General features: G+C 60.9%; 16 protein-coding genes. 11 read left to right on the forward strand and 5 right to left on the reverse strand.

Annotated elements, in window-relative coordinates:
• The first annotated feature begins 7 nt into the window (after positions 1-7).
• On the forward strand, positions 8-409 hold the full coding sequence (locus LOY31_RS18625; protein ID WP_085690041.1) for a MerR family DNA-binding transcriptional regulator: 402 nt from the start codon (positions 8-10) through the stop codon (positions 407-409).
• 141 nt (positions 410-550) lie between these two features.
• Entirely contained in the window at positions 551-1,450 is a 900-nt protein-coding gene (locus LOY31_RS18630) for a hydroxymethylglutaryl-CoA lyase (RefSeq protein ID WP_085712431.1), read from the forward strand.
• Positions 1,451-2,045: 595 nt separating this feature from the next.
• Here the strand turns inward: LOY31_RS18630 and LOY31_RS18635 are convergent.
• Positions 2,046-3,743 carry an AMP-binding protein gene (locus tag LOY31_RS18635; protein WP_258712012.1) on the reverse strand — a complete coding sequence of 566 codons (1,698 nt, stop codon included), beginning with the start codon at positions 3,741-3,743 and terminating at the stop codon, positions 2,046-2,048.
• 201 nt (positions 3,744-3,944) lie between these two features.
• On the opposite strand from LOY31_RS18635, the gene LOY31_RS18640 reads away from it, so the two are divergent.
• From LOY31_RS18640 to LOY31_RS18655, 4 genes are read left to right on the forward strand one after another with little or no spacing between them, the layout of a single operon-like run.
• Positions 3,945-5,108 (forward strand): isovaleryl-CoA dehydrogenase, encoded by a 1,164-nt coding sequence (locus tag LOY31_RS18640; protein ID WP_221533214.1) that lies wholly within the window; start codon positions 3,945-3,947, stop codon positions 5,106-5,108.
• A gap of 12 nt (positions 5,109-5,120) precedes the next feature.
• Complete coding sequence (locus tag LOY31_RS18645; protein ID WP_230731732.1) at positions 5,121-6,728, forward strand: carboxyl transferase domain-containing protein; 1,608 nt, start codon at positions 5,121-5,123, stop codon at positions 6,726-6,728.
• A gap of 13 nt (positions 6,729-6,741) precedes the next feature.
• A complete protein-coding gene (locus LOY31_RS18650) occupies positions 6,742-7,557 on the forward strand; it encodes a gamma-carboxygeranoyl-CoA hydratase (RefSeq protein ID WP_258712013.1) in 816 nt (271 codons plus the stop codon).
• The gene (locus tag LOY31_RS18655; protein WP_258712014.1) at positions 7,557-9,506 is read left to right on the forward strand and encodes an acetyl/propionyl/methylcrotonyl-CoA carboxylase subunit alpha; all 1,950 of its coding nucleotides are present in this window, start codon (positions 7,557-7,559) and stop codon (positions 9,504-9,506) included. The genes LOY31_RS18650 and LOY31_RS18655 overlap by 1 nt, the downstream gene beginning before the upstream one ends.
• Positions 9,507-9,545: 39 nt before the next feature.
• On the opposite strand, the gene LOY31_RS18660 is transcribed toward LOY31_RS18655, so the two are convergent.
• Positions 9,546-10,202, reverse strand: a complete 657-nt coding sequence (locus tag LOY31_RS18660; protein ID WP_221533212.1) for a LexA family transcriptional regulator — start codon at positions 10,200-10,202, stop codon at positions 9,546-9,548.
• A 129-nt stretch (positions 10,203-10,331) separates the two neighbouring features.
• Between LOY31_RS18660 and LOY31_RS18665 the strand changes: the two genes are divergently transcribed.
• Positions 10,332-10,670: a DUF6124 family protein gene (locus LOY31_RS18665; RefSeq protein ID WP_007951520.1), complete on the forward strand. Its 339-nt coding sequence runs from the start codon at positions 10,332-10,334 to the stop codon at positions 10,668-10,670.
• Between the two features lie 163 nt (positions 10,671-10,833).
• On the opposite strand, the gene LOY31_RS18670 is transcribed toward LOY31_RS18665, so the two are convergent.
• The gene (locus tag LOY31_RS18670) at positions 10,834-11,052 is read right to left on the reverse strand and encodes a hypothetical protein (protein ID WP_139834507.1); all 219 of its coding nucleotides are present in this window, start codon (positions 11,050-11,052) and stop codon (positions 10,834-10,836) included.
• Between the two features lie 97 nt (positions 11,053-11,149).
• On the opposite strand from LOY31_RS18670, the gene LOY31_RS18675 reads away from it, so the two are divergent.
• Positions 11,150-12,301 (forward strand): M14-type cytosolic carboxypeptidase, encoded by a 1,152-nt coding sequence (locus tag LOY31_RS18675; RefSeq protein ID WP_221533210.1) that lies wholly within the window; start codon positions 11,150-11,152, stop codon positions 12,299-12,301.
• Between the two features lie 146 nt (positions 12,302-12,447).
• The gene (locus LOY31_RS18680) at positions 12,448-13,656 is read left to right on the forward strand and encodes an MFS transporter (protein WP_221533209.1); all 1,209 of its coding nucleotides are present in this window, start codon (positions 12,448-12,450) and stop codon (positions 13,654-13,656) included.
• Positions 13,657-13,663: 7 nt separating this feature from the next.
• Here the strand turns inward: LOY31_RS18680 and LOY31_RS18685 are convergent, their stop codons facing one another.
• Both LOY31_RS18685 and LOY31_RS18690 read right to left on the reverse strand, forming a co-directional pair.
• Positions 13,664-14,209: a cytochrome b gene (locus LOY31_RS18685; protein WP_007951524.1), complete on the reverse strand. Its 546-nt coding sequence runs from the start codon at positions 14,207-14,209 to the stop codon at positions 13,664-13,666.
• Positions 14,206-15,300 (reverse strand): catalase family peroxidase, encoded by a 1,095-nt coding sequence (locus LOY31_RS18690; RefSeq protein WP_064597803.1) that lies wholly within the window; start codon positions 15,298-15,300, stop codon positions 14,206-14,208. The genes LOY31_RS18685 and LOY31_RS18690 overlap by 4 nt, the downstream gene beginning before the upstream one ends.
• 157 nt (positions 15,301-15,457) lie before the next feature.
• On the opposite strand from LOY31_RS18690, the gene LOY31_RS18695 reads away from it, so the two are divergent.
• Together LOY31_RS18695 and LOY31_RS18700 are read left to right on the forward strand one after the other, a co-directional pair.
• The gene (locus LOY31_RS18695) at positions 15,458-15,964 is read left to right on the forward strand and encodes an RNA polymerase sigma factor (RefSeq protein WP_085690061.1); all 507 of its coding nucleotides are present in this window, start codon (positions 15,458-15,460) and stop codon (positions 15,962-15,964) included.
• Positions 15,961-16,713: an anti-sigma factor gene (locus tag LOY31_RS18700; RefSeq protein ID WP_221533208.1), complete on the forward strand. Its 753-nt coding sequence runs from the start codon at positions 15,961-15,963 to the stop codon at positions 16,711-16,713. The genes LOY31_RS18695 and LOY31_RS18700 overlap by 4 nt, the downstream gene beginning before the upstream one ends.
• The last annotated feature ends 3 nt before the right edge of the window (positions 16,714-16,716 follow it).

The raw sequence follows: 16,716 nt of genomic DNA on the forward strand, positions 1-16,716 counted from the left end.
CGCTTTCATGAGCAGCCAGACCTACAGCATTTCCGACCTCGCCCGCGAGCTGGACATCACCACCCGGGCGATCCGCTTCTATGAAGAACAAGGCCTGCTCAGCCCCGAGCGCCGAGGCCAGGAACGCATCTATTCGCCGCGCGACAAGGTCAGCCTGAAACTAATCCTGCGGGGCAAACGCATCGGTTTTTCGCTGGCCGAGTGCCGCGAGCTGATCGAGCTTTACGACCCTTCCAGCGGTAACACCAAACAACTCAACAGCATGCTGGCGAAAATCAGCGAGCGCCGGGAACAGCTCGAGCAGCAACTGCTGGACATCGAACAGATGAAGCTGGAGCTCGACACCGCCGAAGAACGCTGCGTGCAGGCGCTGGAGCAGACGCTCAAGAGTCAGCAATCAGTTCAGTAACCTAAATAAATCCCAATGTGGGAGCGGGCTTGCTCGCGAAAGCGGTGTTTCAGAAACAGATTTGTCGGCTGACACTCCGCTTTCGCGAGCAAGCCCGCTCCCACAAAGGTTCCGCAGGAATTCAAAGAGCAGGTCAACGCCATGTCCCTCCCCTCCCAAGTACGCCTGATCGAAGTCGGCCCGCGTGACGGCCTGCAGAACGAAGCCCAGCCCATCAGCGTTGCCGACAAGGTGCAACTGGTCGACGCCTTAAGTGCCGCCGGCCTTGGCTATATAGAAGTCGGCAGTTTCGTCTCACCCAAGTGGGTGCCGCAGATGGCCGGTTCCGCCGAGGTGTTCGCGCAGATCCAGCGCAAACCCGGCGTGACCTACGGCGCACTGGCGCCGAACCTGCGCGGCTTTGAAGATGCGCTGGCGGCCGGGGTCAAGGAAGTCGCGGTGTTTGCCGCTGCGTCCGAAGCATTCTCGCAGCGCAACATCAATTGCTCGATCAGCGAAAGCCTGGCGCGGTTCGCGCCGATCATGGAATCGGCGAAACAGCACGGCGTTACCGTGCGCGGTTACGTTTCCTGCGTGCTGGGTTGCCCTTATGAAGGCGAGGTCGCGCCGGAGCAAGTAGCGATGGTGGCCCGCGAGCTGTACGCGATGGGCTGCTACGAAGTGTCGCTGGGTGACACCATCGGCACCGGCACTGCGGGCGCCACCCGCCGACTGTTCGAAGTGGTCTCGAAACAGGTGCCTCGAGAGAAACTCGCCGGCCACTTCCACGACACCTACGGCCAGGCCATGGCCAATATCTACGCCAGCCTGCTGGAAGGCATCGCGGTGTTCGACAGCTCGATCGCCGGCCTCGGCGGCTGCCCGTACGCCAAGGGCGCCAGCGGTAACGTCGCCACCGAAGACGTGGTGTACCTGCTCAACGGCCTGGGCATCGAGACCGGTATCGACCTCGACGCCCTGATTGCCGCAGGCCAGCAGATCAGTGCCGTGCTAGGCCGCCCGACCGGTTCGCGCGTGGCCAAGGCTCGCAGCGCACAGTGAGGGGGATGGTGTTACCGCCGAGCGCGAAACGTGGGCACAAGCGAGTAACACGGAAACAAATTGTCTGGTTTTGCCTGAAGGAAAAATCCTTCAAAAATCTCAAACCCTTGATTTACAAGGGTTTTGAAAAGTTGGCACGGCTTCTGCTATCTCTATGGCATAACAAGAATAAAAAGCAGCAAACCAATAAAAATAAGACGTACCGACTCTGACATAACAAGAACAACACGGCAGAGACGCAGCTAACAGATTTTTTTGGAGAAGGTGTGCTTTTCAGGGTATTCCTCGGAATGACCCGCAACCGGGCAGAGAACAATAAAACTACCTTCAGGTAGCTCCCGAATCGGTTGGATCGCTAGACGAGAAAGCAGATCAGCGCTCAAAAAAATACGTTTGCTCTTGACCCCGGATGGGGGTCGCCAAAAACAGCGGTAAAGGGCCACGGTTGCCAAAAACAACAACAGACCGCCCCTCAATAATAAAAAAGAGCACGCGACGACAAAATTAAAGGGGAGCTTCGGCTCCCCTTTGTGCTGTCTGGCTTTCCGAAATCCCGCAGGACACTGTGGGAGCAATGCCCCCACAGTTCTATCCCTCAGCCCTCGTTACCGCGCAACTCCTCAATACTGATCTCGCGCATGCGGAATTTCTGGATCTTGCCCGTCACCGTCATCGGAAACTCCTCGACAAATTTAAAGTAACGCGGCGTCTTGAAGTGGGCGATGCGCTCCTTGCACCACGCTTGCAGTTCTTGTTCGGTCGCGCTGTGGCCGGGATGGAATTTGATCCAGGCGACGATTTCCTCGCCGTAGCGCGAGCAAGGAATGCCGATCACCTGCACGTCCGCCACCGCCGGGTGAGTAAAGAAAAACTCTTCCAGTTCACGCGGGTAAATGTTCTCGCCGCCACGGATGATCATGTCCTTGTTACGGCCGGCGATGCACACGTAACCCTCGTCGTTCATGCTCGCCAGGTCGCCGGTGTGCATCCAGCCAGCCGCGTCGATGGCTTCGCCGGTGGCATTCGGGTTGTTCCAGTAACCGAGCATCACGCTGTAGCCACGGGTGCACAGTTCGCCGATGGTACCGCGTGGCACCGGGTTGCCGGCCTCGTCGATGATTTTGCTTTCGAGTTGCGGCTGGGTACGTCCGACGGTGGTGACTCGCAGTTCCAGTTCGTCAGATGGGCCGGTCTGCAGGGACACAGGGCTGGTTTCGGTCATGCCGTAGGCGATCTGCACTTCGCTCATGTGCATTTCGTTGATGACCCGGCGCATCACTTCGATCGGGCAAGTCGCCCCGGCCATGATCCCGGTGCGCAGGGTCGACAGGTCGAACTCGGCACGTTGCGGCTGATCGAGCATGGCGATGAACATGGTCGGCACGCCGTACAGCGCGGTGGCCTTTTCTTCGGCGACGGTGCTCAGGGTCAGCAGCGGATCGAAGGCATCGTTGGGATAAATCATGGTGCTGCCGTGGGTGATACAGCCTAAGTTGCCCATGACCATGCCGAAGCAGTGATACAGCGGCACCGGGATCACCAGGCGATCAGCGGCGGTCAGGCCGAGGCTTTCGCCGACCATGTAACCGTTGTTGAGAATGTTGTAGTGACTGAGGGTCGCGCCCTTGGGGAAACCGGTGGTGCCGGAGGTGTACTGGATGTTGACCGGTTGATCGAAGTGCAGGCTGTCGCTGCGCTCACGCAATTGTTCTGGAGAGACACTGGCGGCCAGATCTGCCAGTTGCGACCACGGGAGAAAACCCGAAGGCGGTTGCGGATCAAGACTGATCAGACCGCGCAACTCCGGCAGGCGCTCGCTGCGCAGTTCGCCGATGGATTGCTCGGCCAGTTCCGGCAGCAAGCCTTGCAACATGCCGTGATAGTTGGAGCTCTTGAACGCTCCCGCACAGACCAGCCATTGGCAACCGGATTGCTTGAGTACGTATTCGAGTTCGGAGCTGCGGTAGGCCGGGTTGATGTTGACCAGGATCACGCCGATTTTCGCGGTGGCGAACTGAGTGATGCACCATTGCGCGCAATTCGGTGCCCAGATGCCAAGCCGGTCACCGGCCTGCAAACCCAACGCCAGCAGGGCTCTGGCATGCACGTCCACCGCGTCGGCCAGTTGCCGCCAGGTGTAACGCAGCTGCTGATGGCGCACCACCAGCGCCTCGCCGTCCGGGTACTGCGCGACGGTCTCGTCGAACTTTTGCCCGATGGTCATCGCCAGCAAGGCTTTGTCCTGGGAACCACGGGTGTAGCTGCGCTGCGGGTTTGCACTGGGTTGATCCATGACGACCCCTATTGTCTTTATTAGTGGGTGTTGGAACGGAGCTACGGCAGCTCCGACCATTCAGAACTGGCTCTACTCTCGCTCAAGTTGACGTTAACGTAAAGGGTGATTGACAGCCATTCGTCACAGGCTTACGTTAACGTAAAGGTGAGAACTGAAACGCCCTTCTCCCCACCCTACAAAAAAGCCAAAAGGTGACCCATGAGCTACCCATCCCTGAACTTTGCCCTCGGCGAAACCATCGACATGCTGCGCGATCAGGTTCAGTCCTTCGTCGCCAAGGAGATCGCCCCGCGTGCCGCGCAGATCGACAGCGACAACCTGTTCCCTGCCGATCTGTGGCGCAAGTTCGGTGACATGGGCCTGCTCGGCATCACCGTGCCGGAAGAGTACGGCGGCGCTGGCCTGGGTTACCTGGCGCACGTCGTGGCGATGGAAGAAATCAGCCGCGGCTCGGCTTCCGTGGCGTTGTCCTACGGCGCCCACTCCAACCTCTGCGTGAACCAAATCAACCGCAACGGCAACCACGAACAGAAATCCAAATACCTGCCGAAGCTGATCAGCGGCGAACACGTTGGCGCCCTCGCGATGAGCGAGCCGAACGCCGGTTCCGACGTGGTCTCTATGAAACTGCGCGCCGAAAAACGCGGTGACCGCTACGTCCTCAACGGCAGCAAGACCTGGATCACCAACGGCCCCGACGCCAACACCTACGTGATCTACGCCAAGACCGACCTGGAAAAAGGCCCGCATGGCATCACCGCGTTCATCGTCGAGCGTGACTGGAAAGGCTTCAGCCGCAGCAACAAGTTCGACAAGCTCGGCATGCGCGGCTCCAACACCTGCGAGCTGTTCTTCGATGACGTCGAAGTGCCGGAAGAAAACATCCTCGGCGTACTCAACGGCGGCGTGAAGGTGCTGATGAGCGGCCTCGATTACGAGCGCGTCGTGCTGTCCGGTGGCCCGACCGGGATCATGCAGTCGTGCATGGACCTGATCGTGCCGTACATCCACGACCGTAAGCAGTTCGGTCAGAGCATCGGCGAATTCCAGCTGATCCAGGGCAAAGTCGCCGACATGTACACCCAACTCAACGCCAGCCGCGCCTACCTCTACGCCGTGGCCCAGGCCTGCGAGCGCAACGAGACCACGCGCAAGGACGCCGCTGGCGTGATCCTCTACACCGCCGAACGCGCCACGCAAATGGCCTTGGACGCGATCCAGATTCTCGGCGGCAACGGCTACATCAACGAATTCCCGGCTGGCCGTCTGCTGCGTGACGCCAAGCTGTACGAAATCGGCGCCGGCACCAGTGAGATCCGTCGCATGCTGATCGGTCGCGAACTGTTCAACGAAACCCGCTAAACGGAGCTGTCCATGGCTATCCTGCATACCCAGCTCAACCCCCGTTCAGCGGAGTTCGCCGCCAACAGCGCGGCGATGCTCACACAGGTCGACGCCCTGCACACTCTGCTCGCCCAAGTGGCCCAGGGCGGCGGCGCGAAAGCTCAGGAACGTCACACCTCACGCGGCAAACTGCTACCGCGCGAGCGGATCAACCGTTTGCTCGATCCGGGCTCACCGTTTCTGGAAATCAGTCAATTGGCTGCACACGCCGTGTATGGCGAAGACGTACCGGCCGCTGGCGTGATTGCCGGGATCGGTCGGGTGGAAGGCGTCGAGTGCATGATCGTCGCCAACGACGCGACCGTGAAAGGCGGCTCGTACTACCCGCTGACCGTGAAGAAACACCTGCGCGCCCAGACCATTGCCCAGCAAAACCGTCTGCCATGCATTTATCTGGTGGACTCGGGCGGCGCCAACCTGCCGCGTCAGGACGAAGTGTTCCCGGATCGTGAGCACTTCGGGCGAATCTTCTTCAATCAGGCAAACATGAGCGCCATGGGCATTCCGCAGATTGCCGTGGTCATGGGCTCCTGCACTGCCGGCGGCGCCTACGTGCCGGCGATGGCTGACGAAGCGATCATGGTGCGCAATCAGGCGACGATTTTCCTCGCCGGCCCGCCGCTGGTGAAAGCCGCGACCGGTGAAGTGGTCAGCGCCGAAGACCTCGGCGGGGCCGATGTGCATTGCAAGACTTCCGGGGTTGCCGACCATTACGCCGAAAGCGACGAGCACGCCCTGGCCCTCGCCCGCCGCAGTGTCGCCAACCTCAACTGGCGAAAGCTCGGCGAAGTGCAGCAGCGCGCGCCGATTGCGCCGCTGTACGCCAGCGATGAGTTGTACGGCGTGGTGTCGGCGGACGCCAAGCAGCCGTTCGATGTGCGCGAAGTAATTGCTCGGCTGGTCGACGGTTCGGTGTTCGATGAATTCAAAGCCTTGTTCGGCACCACGCTGGTGTGCGGATTCGCCCACCTGCACGGCTACCCGATCGCGATCCTCGCCAACAACGGTATCCTGTTCGCCGAAGCCGCGCAAAAAGGCGCGCACTTCATCGAACTGGCCTGCCAGCGCGGGATTCCGCTGCTGTTCCTGCAGAACATCACCGGCTTCATGGTCGGCCAGAAATACGAGGCCGGCGGCATCGCCAAGCACGGCGCGAAACTGGTGACCGCCGTTGCCTGCGCCAAGGTGCCGAAATTCACCGTCATCATCGGCGGCAGCTTCGGCGCCGGTAACTACGGCATGTGCGGGCGGGCCTACGATCCGCGCTTCCTGTGGATGTGGCCGAACGCGCGGATCGGCGTGATGGGCGCCGAACAGGCGGCCGGCGTGCTGGTTCAGGTCAAGCGCGAGCAGGCCGAACGCAGCGGCCAGGCGTTCAGCGCCGAGCAGGAAAGCGAGATCAAGCAACCGATTCTCGACCAGTACGAAGAGCAGGGTCACCCCTACTATTCCAGCGCACGGCTGTGGGACGACGGCGTCATCGACCCGGCGCAGACCCGCGATGTGCTGGCCCTGGCCTTGTCCGCGTCGTTGAACGCGCCTATCGAACCGAGCCGCTTCGGCGTGTTCCGGATGTGATCGGGAGAACCTCATGAGCGACTTCAACACCCTCGAACTGCAGAGCGATCCACGGGGTTTCGCGACCCTGTGGCTTAGCCGCGAAGAAAAGAACAATGCATTCAACGCCGAGATGATCCGCGAACTGATCCTGGCACTGGACAAGGTCGCCAGCGACGCCAGCCTGCGTTTCCTGCTGGTGCGCGGACGCGGCAAGCACTTCAGCGCCGGCGCGGATTTGGCCTGGATGCAGCAATCGGCCGAACTCGATTACCACACCAACCTCGACGACGCCCGGGAACTGGCGGAGCTGATGTACAACCTCGCCAAACTGAAAATCCCGACCATGGCCGTGGTGCAAGGCGCGGCGTTCGGCGGCGCGCTGGGGCTGATCAGTTGCTGCGACATGGCGATTGGCGCCGATGACGCGCAGTTCTGCCTGTCGGAAGTGCGCATCGGTCTTGCGCCGGCGGTGATCAGTCCGTTCGTGGTGCAAGCCATCGGCGAACGTGCGGCGCGGCGTTATGCGCTGACAGCCGAACGTTTCGGCGGGCAGCGGGCGCGGGAAATCGGTTTGTTGTCCGAGAGCTATCCAACGACTGAGCTTGAACAGAAAGTCGAACAATGGATCGACAACCTGCTGCTCAACAGCCCCGCCGCCATGCGCGCCAGCAAGGATCTGCTGCGTGAAGTCGGCAACGGTGCCCTGACGCCGGCCCTGCGCCGTTACACCGAAAACGCCATCGCCCGCATCCGTGTCAGCCCGGAAGGCCAGGAAGGCTTGCGGGCCTTCCTGCAGAAACGCCCGCCGAGCTGGCAAGCCGCAACCACCCCCAAGGAGCCGCGTTGATGAGCGCACCTGTTCTCACCACCCTGCTGGTGGCCAACCGTGGCGAAATCGCTTGCCGGGTCATGCGCACAGCCAAGGCGCTGGGCCTGACCACCGTTGCCGTGCACAGCGCCACCGACCGCGAAGCGCGGCACAGCCGTGAAGCGGATATCCGCGTCGATCTGGGCGGTAGCAAAGCGGCAGACAGTTATTTGCAAATCGACAAGCTGATCGCAGCGGCCAAGGCCAGCGGCGCTCAGGCGATTCATCCGGGGTATGGCTTTCTTTCGGAGAACGCTGGTTTTGCTCGCGCCATTGAAGCCGCCGGCCTGATTTTCCTCGGCCCGCCCGCCTCGGCCATCGATGCGATGGGCAGCAAATCCGCCGCCAAAGCATTGATGGAAACTGCCGGCGTACCGCTGGTGCCGGGTTATCACGGCGAAGCCCAGGATCTGGACACCTTCCGTGACGCGTGCGAGCGAATCGGTTATCCGGTGCTGCTCAAGGCCACGGCCGGCGGTGGCGGTAAAGGCATGAAGGTGGTCGAGGACGTCAGTCAATTGGCTGAAGCGTTGGCCTCCGCCCAGCGTGAAGCGCAATCGTCGTTCGGCGATTCGCGAATGCTGGTGGAGAAATACCTGCTCAAGCCGCGTCACGTGGAAATCCAGGTGTTTGCCGATCAGCATGGCAATTGCCTGTACCTGAACGAACGCGACTGCTCGATTCAGCGTCGGCACCAGAAGGTCGTCGAAGAGGCGCCCGCGCCGGGCCTCAGTCCGGAACTGCGCCGGGCCATGGGCGAAGCGGCTGTGCGTTCGGCGCAGGCCATCGGTTACGTCGGCGCCGGCACGGTGGAGTTTCTGCTGGATGCGCGTGGCGAGTTTTTCTTCATGGAGATGAACACGCGGTTGCAGGTCGAACACCCGGTCACCGAAGCCATCACCGGGCTTGATCTGGTGGCCTGGCAGATTCGCGTCGCCCGTGGTGAGGCGTTGCCGATCACTCAGGATCAGGTGCCGCTGAACGGGCATGCGATTGAGGTTCGGCTGTATGCGGAAGATCCGTCGAATGATTTTCTGCCGGCGACCGGGCGTCTGGATCTGTATCGCGAATCCGCCGCAGGGCCGGGGCGCCGTGTGGACAGCGGGGTTGAGGAAGGCGATGAGGTTTCGCCGTTCTATGACCCGATGCTCGGCAAGCTGATTACCTGGGGCGAGGATCGTGAGCAGGCGCGTTTGCGGTTGTTGAGCATGCTCGATGAGTTTGCGATTGGCGGGTTGAAGACCAACATCAACTTCCTGCGACGGATCATCGGTCATCCGGCGTTTGCGGCAGCCGAGCTGGATACCGGGTTTATTCCGCGCTATCAGGAGCAACTGTTGCCAGCGCCTGCTGCGCTAAGTGATGAGTTCTGGGAGGCGGCGGCGCAGGCTTTTGCGCAGAGTCTGCCGGGGATGACTCGGGCGGATGATCCGGCTTCGCCTTGGGCGCTGCACAGCGGTTTGCGCGCTGGGTTGCCACGTGAGATCACTCTGCATCTGAGCTGCGAGGGACAAGACCGGGCGTTGACACTCGGTGCTGGCGGCGATGCAAAACTGATCGGCGAACAACTGGTGGTCGAGCACGATGGGCTGCGCCGACAGCTGCGAGCAATTCGTCGTGGAGAGGTTCTGTTTCTGCAATGGGACGGCGAGTTGCGACGCGTTGAAACGTACGACCCGATCAGCGCTGTCGAAGCCAGTCACATCCATCAGGGCGGTCTGACGGCGCCGATGAACGGCAGCATCGTTCGAGTGTTGGTGGAGGCCGGGCAATCGGTTGAGGCCGGCGCTCAATTGGTGGTGCTGGAAGCGATGAAGATGGAGCACAGCATCCGCGCGCCCCATGCCGGGGTGATCAAGGCACTGTATTGCCAGGAAGGCGAAATGGTCAGCGAAGGCAGTGCACTGGTCGAGCTGGAAGAAGCGTGAAAGGTGGATCGATCCTACGCCTGGCGAGGATCGATCTGACTAGTATTTGGCCGTGGCCTGAACCACGACACCGATAATTCGGCACTCGTCGGTCAACAAGGCTTTCGGCCAGGTCGGATTGAGCGGCACCAGGTAACGCTGGCCGCCCTCTTCGATCAGTTTGCGGAAAATCGCCTCGTCGCTGTCCGGCCACTGGGCGATCACCAGTTTTCCGGGCTCGGCTTCCAGCGCCGGGTCCACCAGGATCATCATCCCTTCGCCGATGCTCTGCCCGGTGGGCGCAGTCATCGCATTCCCCATCACGGTGAGCCAGAACGCGGGGCCACGGGCGTGGTAGTCCGTCAGTTCGAAACGTCGCTTGTCCTTGGCACTCGAATACGCTGGCTGGCTCTCACGGGCCTCGACCGGCGCTATCCACTCGCTGACCGGATAGCGAAAGTAAGGGTTGTACTTCTGCGCCAGAGGCATTTCGTCATCCGCATCGATCTGCGGTTCACGAATCACCACCGCGACCTCGAGATATTCCATGCCCAGCGCTTTCAGCACGCGGTTCATCTGCGTGATGCCGGGCTCGCGACGCTTGTTCAGCCAATGGCCGATACCGCCCTGAGACATGCCGACGCGCTCGCCGAGCTCGACTTGAGTGACGTTGAGTTCACTCATTTTGGCCTTGACCAACTCAATCCATTTATCCATGTGCGGCACCATACGTGGACGCCTGCGGCCGGCAAAACACATATTGTAGTATTTAAATTCTGGTCACAAATACTGATAGTACTATGCTTGGGTCACGGATTTGAATCGACCAAGGAGTGACCTTTCACCATGAATATCACCAGCAAAGACTTGCCCGACCTGCAAATGGACACCACCTTCACGTCCCCGCAAGGGTGCGCCGCTGCGCAACGGGCGTTGGACTATTACTTGAAACCAGCTGTGTCAGAACCGGAAGTGGATGAGCGCTTTTTCGGTGTGAACAGCAATCTGAGTGGCGAAGAATCCCTGGTCCACGCCTCCGATCTGCTGCGATGTGCAGCGGCTACGGCGTTCAAGGCGGCGGACGGCTTGCAGGGCGTGAGTCGGGATCTGGCGTTTTCGGTCGTGCACATGGTGGACATGGCGCGGGCGATGGTCGATCACTCGCTCGATGGCGCGGTTCGCTGAAGACGGGAGTTCGGACGGACGGGAAAGAATTTTCCAATCGCGCAGATAAAAACATTTGACTTGCAAATGATAATGATTATTATTGCAAGCAGCTGGTCGCGAGATCAGTCGATGGACCAGAGACCTTAGGTCGGTCTTCTGGACTATCTCCTCATCAGGCTAATCACGGTTTTTGACCCGGCTTTTTGCCGGGTCTTTTTTTTGCCAGTTTTCTGGCTTGTGGCTTCAGGCTAATGAAGTCTTTGGATGCCGCAAATTCGATGGCGCGGATAATATCAAAAGAATATTGCTTGGCAAGCAGACCCCGGCCACATTGGGGCAAAGTAATGCCAATTAGCACTTGAGAATCAATCGCACAGCCACTAAGCTGCATCCGCGTCATGGAGGACGCCCCCCGCCACAACCCGCAATTTCCCTCGGTTTCACCCCTGTCTTGCGTGTAAAGTAGCCGCCATAAAAATCATATTCAGGAACCGATTATGACCGTGGCCAAATCTTCGTTCGACATCAGCGCCAACTTCGACAGCGGCAACATCCAAGTCATCGACATCAGCAATCCGCTCAACCCGGTTCTGGCAATTCGGCCAGATACCCGCAGCGCTCATTTCCAGTGGTTCCACTTCAAGGCCAGCGGCCTGCATGTTCATCAGGAACACTGGTTCCGTTTGGTCAACGCCAGCCAATCCTCCTACAACAAGGCCTGGACCGGCTATCAGGCGGTCGCTTCCTACGACCACGTCAACTGGTTCCGCATTCCAACCCAATTCGAAGGCGACAGCCTGCGCTTCTGCCTCGAAGCCGAGCAGACCCACGCCTGGTTCGCCTACTTCGAACCCTACAGCCGTGGCCGTCATGACTGGCTGATCGAGCAAGCGCTGACCAAGGCCGGCACCGAGCTGCTGGCCACCGGCAAGAGCGTCGAAGGCCGCGACATCCAGCTGCTGCGCAAAGGCACCGGCGCCGAAGGTCGCCGCAAGATCTGGATCATCGCCCAGCAACATCCCGGCGAGCACATGGCCGAATGGTTCATGGAAGGCGTGATCGAACGCCTGGAACATCATGACGATCCGGTGCTGAACAAACTGCTGGCCAGCGCCGATCTGTACCTGGTGCCGAACATGAACCCGGACGGTGCCTTCCACGGTCACCTGCGTACCAACGCCATGGGCCAAGACCTGAACCGCGCCTGGCAGAACGCCAGTCAGGAAATCAGCCCGGAAGTGCTTTTCGTACAGCAGCAGATGGAAAAGTACGGCGTCGATCTGTTCCTCGACGCACACGGCGACGAAGAAATTCCCCACGTGTTCACCGCCGGTTGCGAAGGCAATCCGGGTTATACCCCGCGCCTGGAGAAGCTCGAAGAGCACTTCCGCAGCCACCTGAAGCACACCACCAAAGACTTCCAGACCAAGTACGGCTACACCCGCGACGAGCCGGGCCAGGCTAACATGACCCTGGCCTGCAACAGCGTCGGTCAGAAGTTCGACTGCCTGTCGCTGACCCTGGAAATGCCGTTCAAGGATCACGATGACGCGCCGAACCCGCTCACCGGCTGGTCGGGCAAGCGCTCGAAGCAACTGGGCAAAGACGTGCTGACCACCATCGCGGACATGGTCGACACCCTGCGCTGATCGCCCCTGAGTTTCGCTTCACAAAAGATCGCAGCCTGTCTGCGATCTTTTTTTTGCGCCGACTTTTATCCAATCAGGTTGCAAATCAAAACTGGATTACTTACCGTCAATCACGTTTCAACTTGAAACCTGAAAGGATCCGGGACATGAAAACTGCAACACTCGATAAAGGTGTCGTGCTGCTTTTCGCCATCGCTTGCGGCCTCGCGGTGGGCAACGTGTATTACGCCCAGCCGCTGCTGGATGCGATGGCCGACGCCTTCGGCCTGTCGCCGGGCAGCATTGGCATCGTCATGACACTGACCCAGGTCGGCTACGGCCTCGGGCTGTTATTGCTCGTGCCCCTCGGCGACTTGCTCAACCGCCGACGGTTGATCGTCACGCAAACGCTGTTGTCCGCCGCAGCCTTGCTGATGATCGCCTTGGCCTCGAACAGTGCCTGGCTGCTGATCGGCGTCACCCTGACCGGTCTGCTCGCCGTGGTCACCCAGGTGCTGGTCGCCTACGCCGCGACTCTGGCCGTCCCGGCGCAACGCGGAAAGGTTGTGGGCGTGATCACAAGCGGCATCGTCGTCGGCATTCTGCTCGCACGCACGGTGGCGGGCGGCATGGCCGATCTGGCCGGCTGGCGCTCGATCTATCTGCTGTCGGCGGGGTTGACGCTGGTGATGGCCGCGCTGCTGTTTCGGGTGTTGCCCAAAAATGAAGACGCACGGCCGACCACACGTTACGTGGCATTGATCGCTTCAGTGTTCAGCCTCTTTCGTGAGGAACCGGTGCTACGCCAACGGACGATCCTCGCCCTGCTGACCTTCGCCAGCGCCATGGTGCTGTGGACGCCGATGGTGTTGCCGCTGGCCGCCCCGCCGCTGTCGCTTTCCCACAGTGAAATCGGATTGTTCGGACTCGCCGGCGCGGCAGGCGCACTGGCCGCTGCCAGAGCCGGACATCTGGCGGATCGAGGATGGGGACAATGGGTCAGCGGCCTGTCGCTGCTGCTGATGCTGGGCTCGTGGTTGCCAATCGCGCTCACCCATTTATCACTATGGGCGCTACTGCTTGGCGTCATCACTCTGGATCTGGGCTTGCAGGCCGTGCACGTCACCAGTCAGAGCATGATCTATAGCGTCCGCCCGGAGGCGCAGAGCCGACTGACCGCCGGCTACATGCTGTTTTATTCGATCGGCAGCGCGCTGGGCTCAATCGCCTCGACAACCATGTACGCCTGCGCAGGATGGCCGGGCGTCTGCTGGCTGGGTGCAGCAATCAACATGGTCGCGTTGCTGTACTGGTGGCGAACGCTGGCCACACCGAAACGTGGCGAGGCTGCTTGCGCCCTCGCCACGTCGGACTGACACACGATCAACTGCGATTGCGTCCCCGCAGCATGCTGTCGAGCACCTCGTCGCGGCGCACCCAGCCATGGAATAGCGCCGCCGCCAGGTGCAGCAGCACGGTCAGGAACAACAGATACGCCAGATACCCGTGAGCCTTGCGCAGCAACGCAAACACCTGCGCATCCGCCGGCACGATCGACGGCAATTGCAGGGACGTGCCGAGCATCACCGGATCCCCCGCCGCGCTGATCATCGCCCAGCCCAGCAGCGGCAACACCAGCATCAGCGCATACAACAACAGATGAGAAGCCTTGGCCGCCATCACCTGCCAGCCCGGCAGATCCGCCGGCAGCGGCGGCTGACGCGTGCCCAGTCGCACCAGAATGCGCACGATCACCAGCAACAGAATCGCGATGCCCAGCGGCTTGTGCAGATTGATCAACCATTCATGCCGCGCCGACACCGAGGTCACCATGCCGGCGCCGATGAACAACATTGCGATGATCATCAACGCCATCAACCAGTGCAGCAACCGCGCCAGCGGATTGAAATGAGTCGGTTGCGTGCTCATGGGCGAGCCTCCTTTTTGCCGGTTGGCAGTTGGCTGACTTCGCTGGTGCGACGCAGGTAGGAATCGGCGTAACCGGCCGAGCGCGCGGCGAGCAACGGATCGTCGGAACCCTGAATGCCGGCCGGCAGCACCAGCGGATCGTAGTTGATGTCACGGCATTCGCCGCTGAGCTGCGGCTGGGTCTTTTCCAGCACCAGGGTGCCGGCGTTCAACACCTTGCGACCGGCAGGCCAGGTCTTGCTCGCATCGTTCACCGGATCGTCGGCATTGGCCAAGGTGATGTTCAACTGAAAGCGCAGCGGCCCTTCGGCCAGGCGTTGCACCAGGTCTTTTTCAAGGAAGTCGCTACCTTCAGGCGCAGTCGCACCGGCAGCGTCCTGGGCCAGAGGCGTCATGCTCCAGCGCACGGCTTGCTTCTTGCCGCTGGCATCCACCAGATAGAACGCGTTGACGCTGTTGTAGGTTTCCGTCGCGTAACTCGCCGAAGGTTTGGCGGTTTTAATCCAGGTCAGAAACGGTACGGCTTCCGGGTGTGAGGCAAAAAATGCCGGCACCTTGGTCGGATCCGGTTTGCCTGTGGCAGGATCCGGCGATTGCGCCTGCTGCAATTGATAGAACGCCTCGGGCGTGCCGACCGGGAACACCGGCATGCTATTCATCCCGGTGCGCCACTGCTGGCCGTTGGCCTGAGTGAAACGCAGCGCCAGACTGCGGATCGGTACGGCGCTGTCCGGCGCATACGGACTGCCGGCCGGCAACGCAAAACGCCCGACCACCGGGGTGCGCGGCTCGTTGAACACTTGCGCGACAGAATACGAGCGAGCCTCGCCGCTGCTCTCGAAATGTCCGATCACGCAAACACCTTTGGCGTGATTGCGGCGAAAGCCGGGATGCACGCCGTTGTTCTTCTCCAGCACATCGACCAACGCTTTCGGCGTCAGGCGTTGTGGGTCAAATGAACCATGAACGTAGGCAAACGCCCCGGCCAGGGCTGCGACGACCACGGCGATTCCGCCAAGCCGCAACACCAGGCTCGCGGCACTCAGTGGCGGGCGTTGTGGCCCGCCGGGCGATGAGCTGCGATCAACCATGAAGCACTCCAGGGCCATCGGCCACAAGTAGGAAGAATCAGCAAGACGCACGCCATCGGGATTTATTCCACGGCCCGGTATTTATTTTTCGGAACGTGGAATAACCTCCAATGCCGGGCGTCTTCCTAGTCCACAGCGTAGTGACTAGCAGAACTTCATGAGCGAATTCGACGAACAACTGAGAGAAATCATTCCCAGATTGCGGCGCTTTGCCGTGTCGTTGACACGCAACGGCAGCAGCGCCGACGACCTGGTACAGGCCAGTCTGGAGCGGGCGCTGTCGGGTTGGGGCGACAAACGCGCCGACGGCGATCTGCGCGCCTGGCTGTTTTCGATCCTGTACCGGCAGTTTCTCGATGCGCATCGGCGTTCGCGGCGTTATGCGCGGATGCTCGAATTCTTCACCGGCCGCGATGACGCCGAGCCCTCGGTGGAACGCACCGTGATTGCCCAATCGACCTTGCAGGTCTTCGACCGACTGCCCACCGAACAGCGCGCACTGCTGCTTATGGTGTCGGTGGAAGGCCTGACTTATAAGGAGGTCGCCGAGATTCTCGACGTCCCCACCGGCACCGTGATGTCGCGCCTGTCCCGTGCTCGCCAGGCCCTGCGCCAGCTCAGCGACGGGGAAATCAGCAGTCCTTCCTTGCGGATACTCAAATGATCAGTCTGCCCCCCAACGAACGTGACCTGCATGCCTACGTCGACCACCAGCTCAGCGAGGCCGACCGACATGTAATGGAAACCTGGCTCGCCAGCCATCCGGACGAAGCAGCGCAGGTTCGCGCCTGGCAACAGGACGCCCAGCACCTGCGCGCCGCCCTCGGCGGTGCCTTGCAACAACCAGCCAATCCGGACCTCGATCCGTCGCTGATTCGCCAGCGCCTCAAACGCCAATCGCGCCGCCAGTGGGCCAGCGCGGCGGTGTTGCTGATTGCCGTCAGCCTCGGCGGTGTCGGTGGCTGGAAAGCCCGGGACATGACCGTGTTTCATCCCCCGGCACCGATGACGGACGCCTTGCAGGCGTACCGCTTGATCGCCCAGCAAGGGCTTCTGCCGGCGGACTACAAGGTCGATGGCGACGGTGACATCCAGCGCTGGCTCGACCGTTATTTCACTCAGGCCAATCGCCTGCCGGACCTGACGTCGGCCGGGTTTGCACCGGTCAGCGGCCGTCTGCTGAGCACCGATGAGGGCCCGGCGGCGATGGTGATGTATGAAGACCAGAGCGGGCACAAGGTCAGTTTCTACGTGCGTCCACCGGGACCGAAAAATACCTTCCTGCCCCGGGGCAGCCGTCAGGACGGGGATCTGCAGGCCGAGTACTGGTCCGGCAAGGGCTACAACTATGCGATGGTCAGCCCGACCGATACCCCGGCGGCGAAAATGCTCAAGCAATCCGTGAGTTTCTAGCCG

Origin of the sequence: Pseudomonas sp. B21-021 (assembly GCF_024749205.1) — a bacterium.
Lineage (GTDB): Bacteria > Pseudomonadota > Gammaproteobacteria > Pseudomonadales > Pseudomonadaceae > Aquipseudomonas > Aquipseudomonas paraglycinae.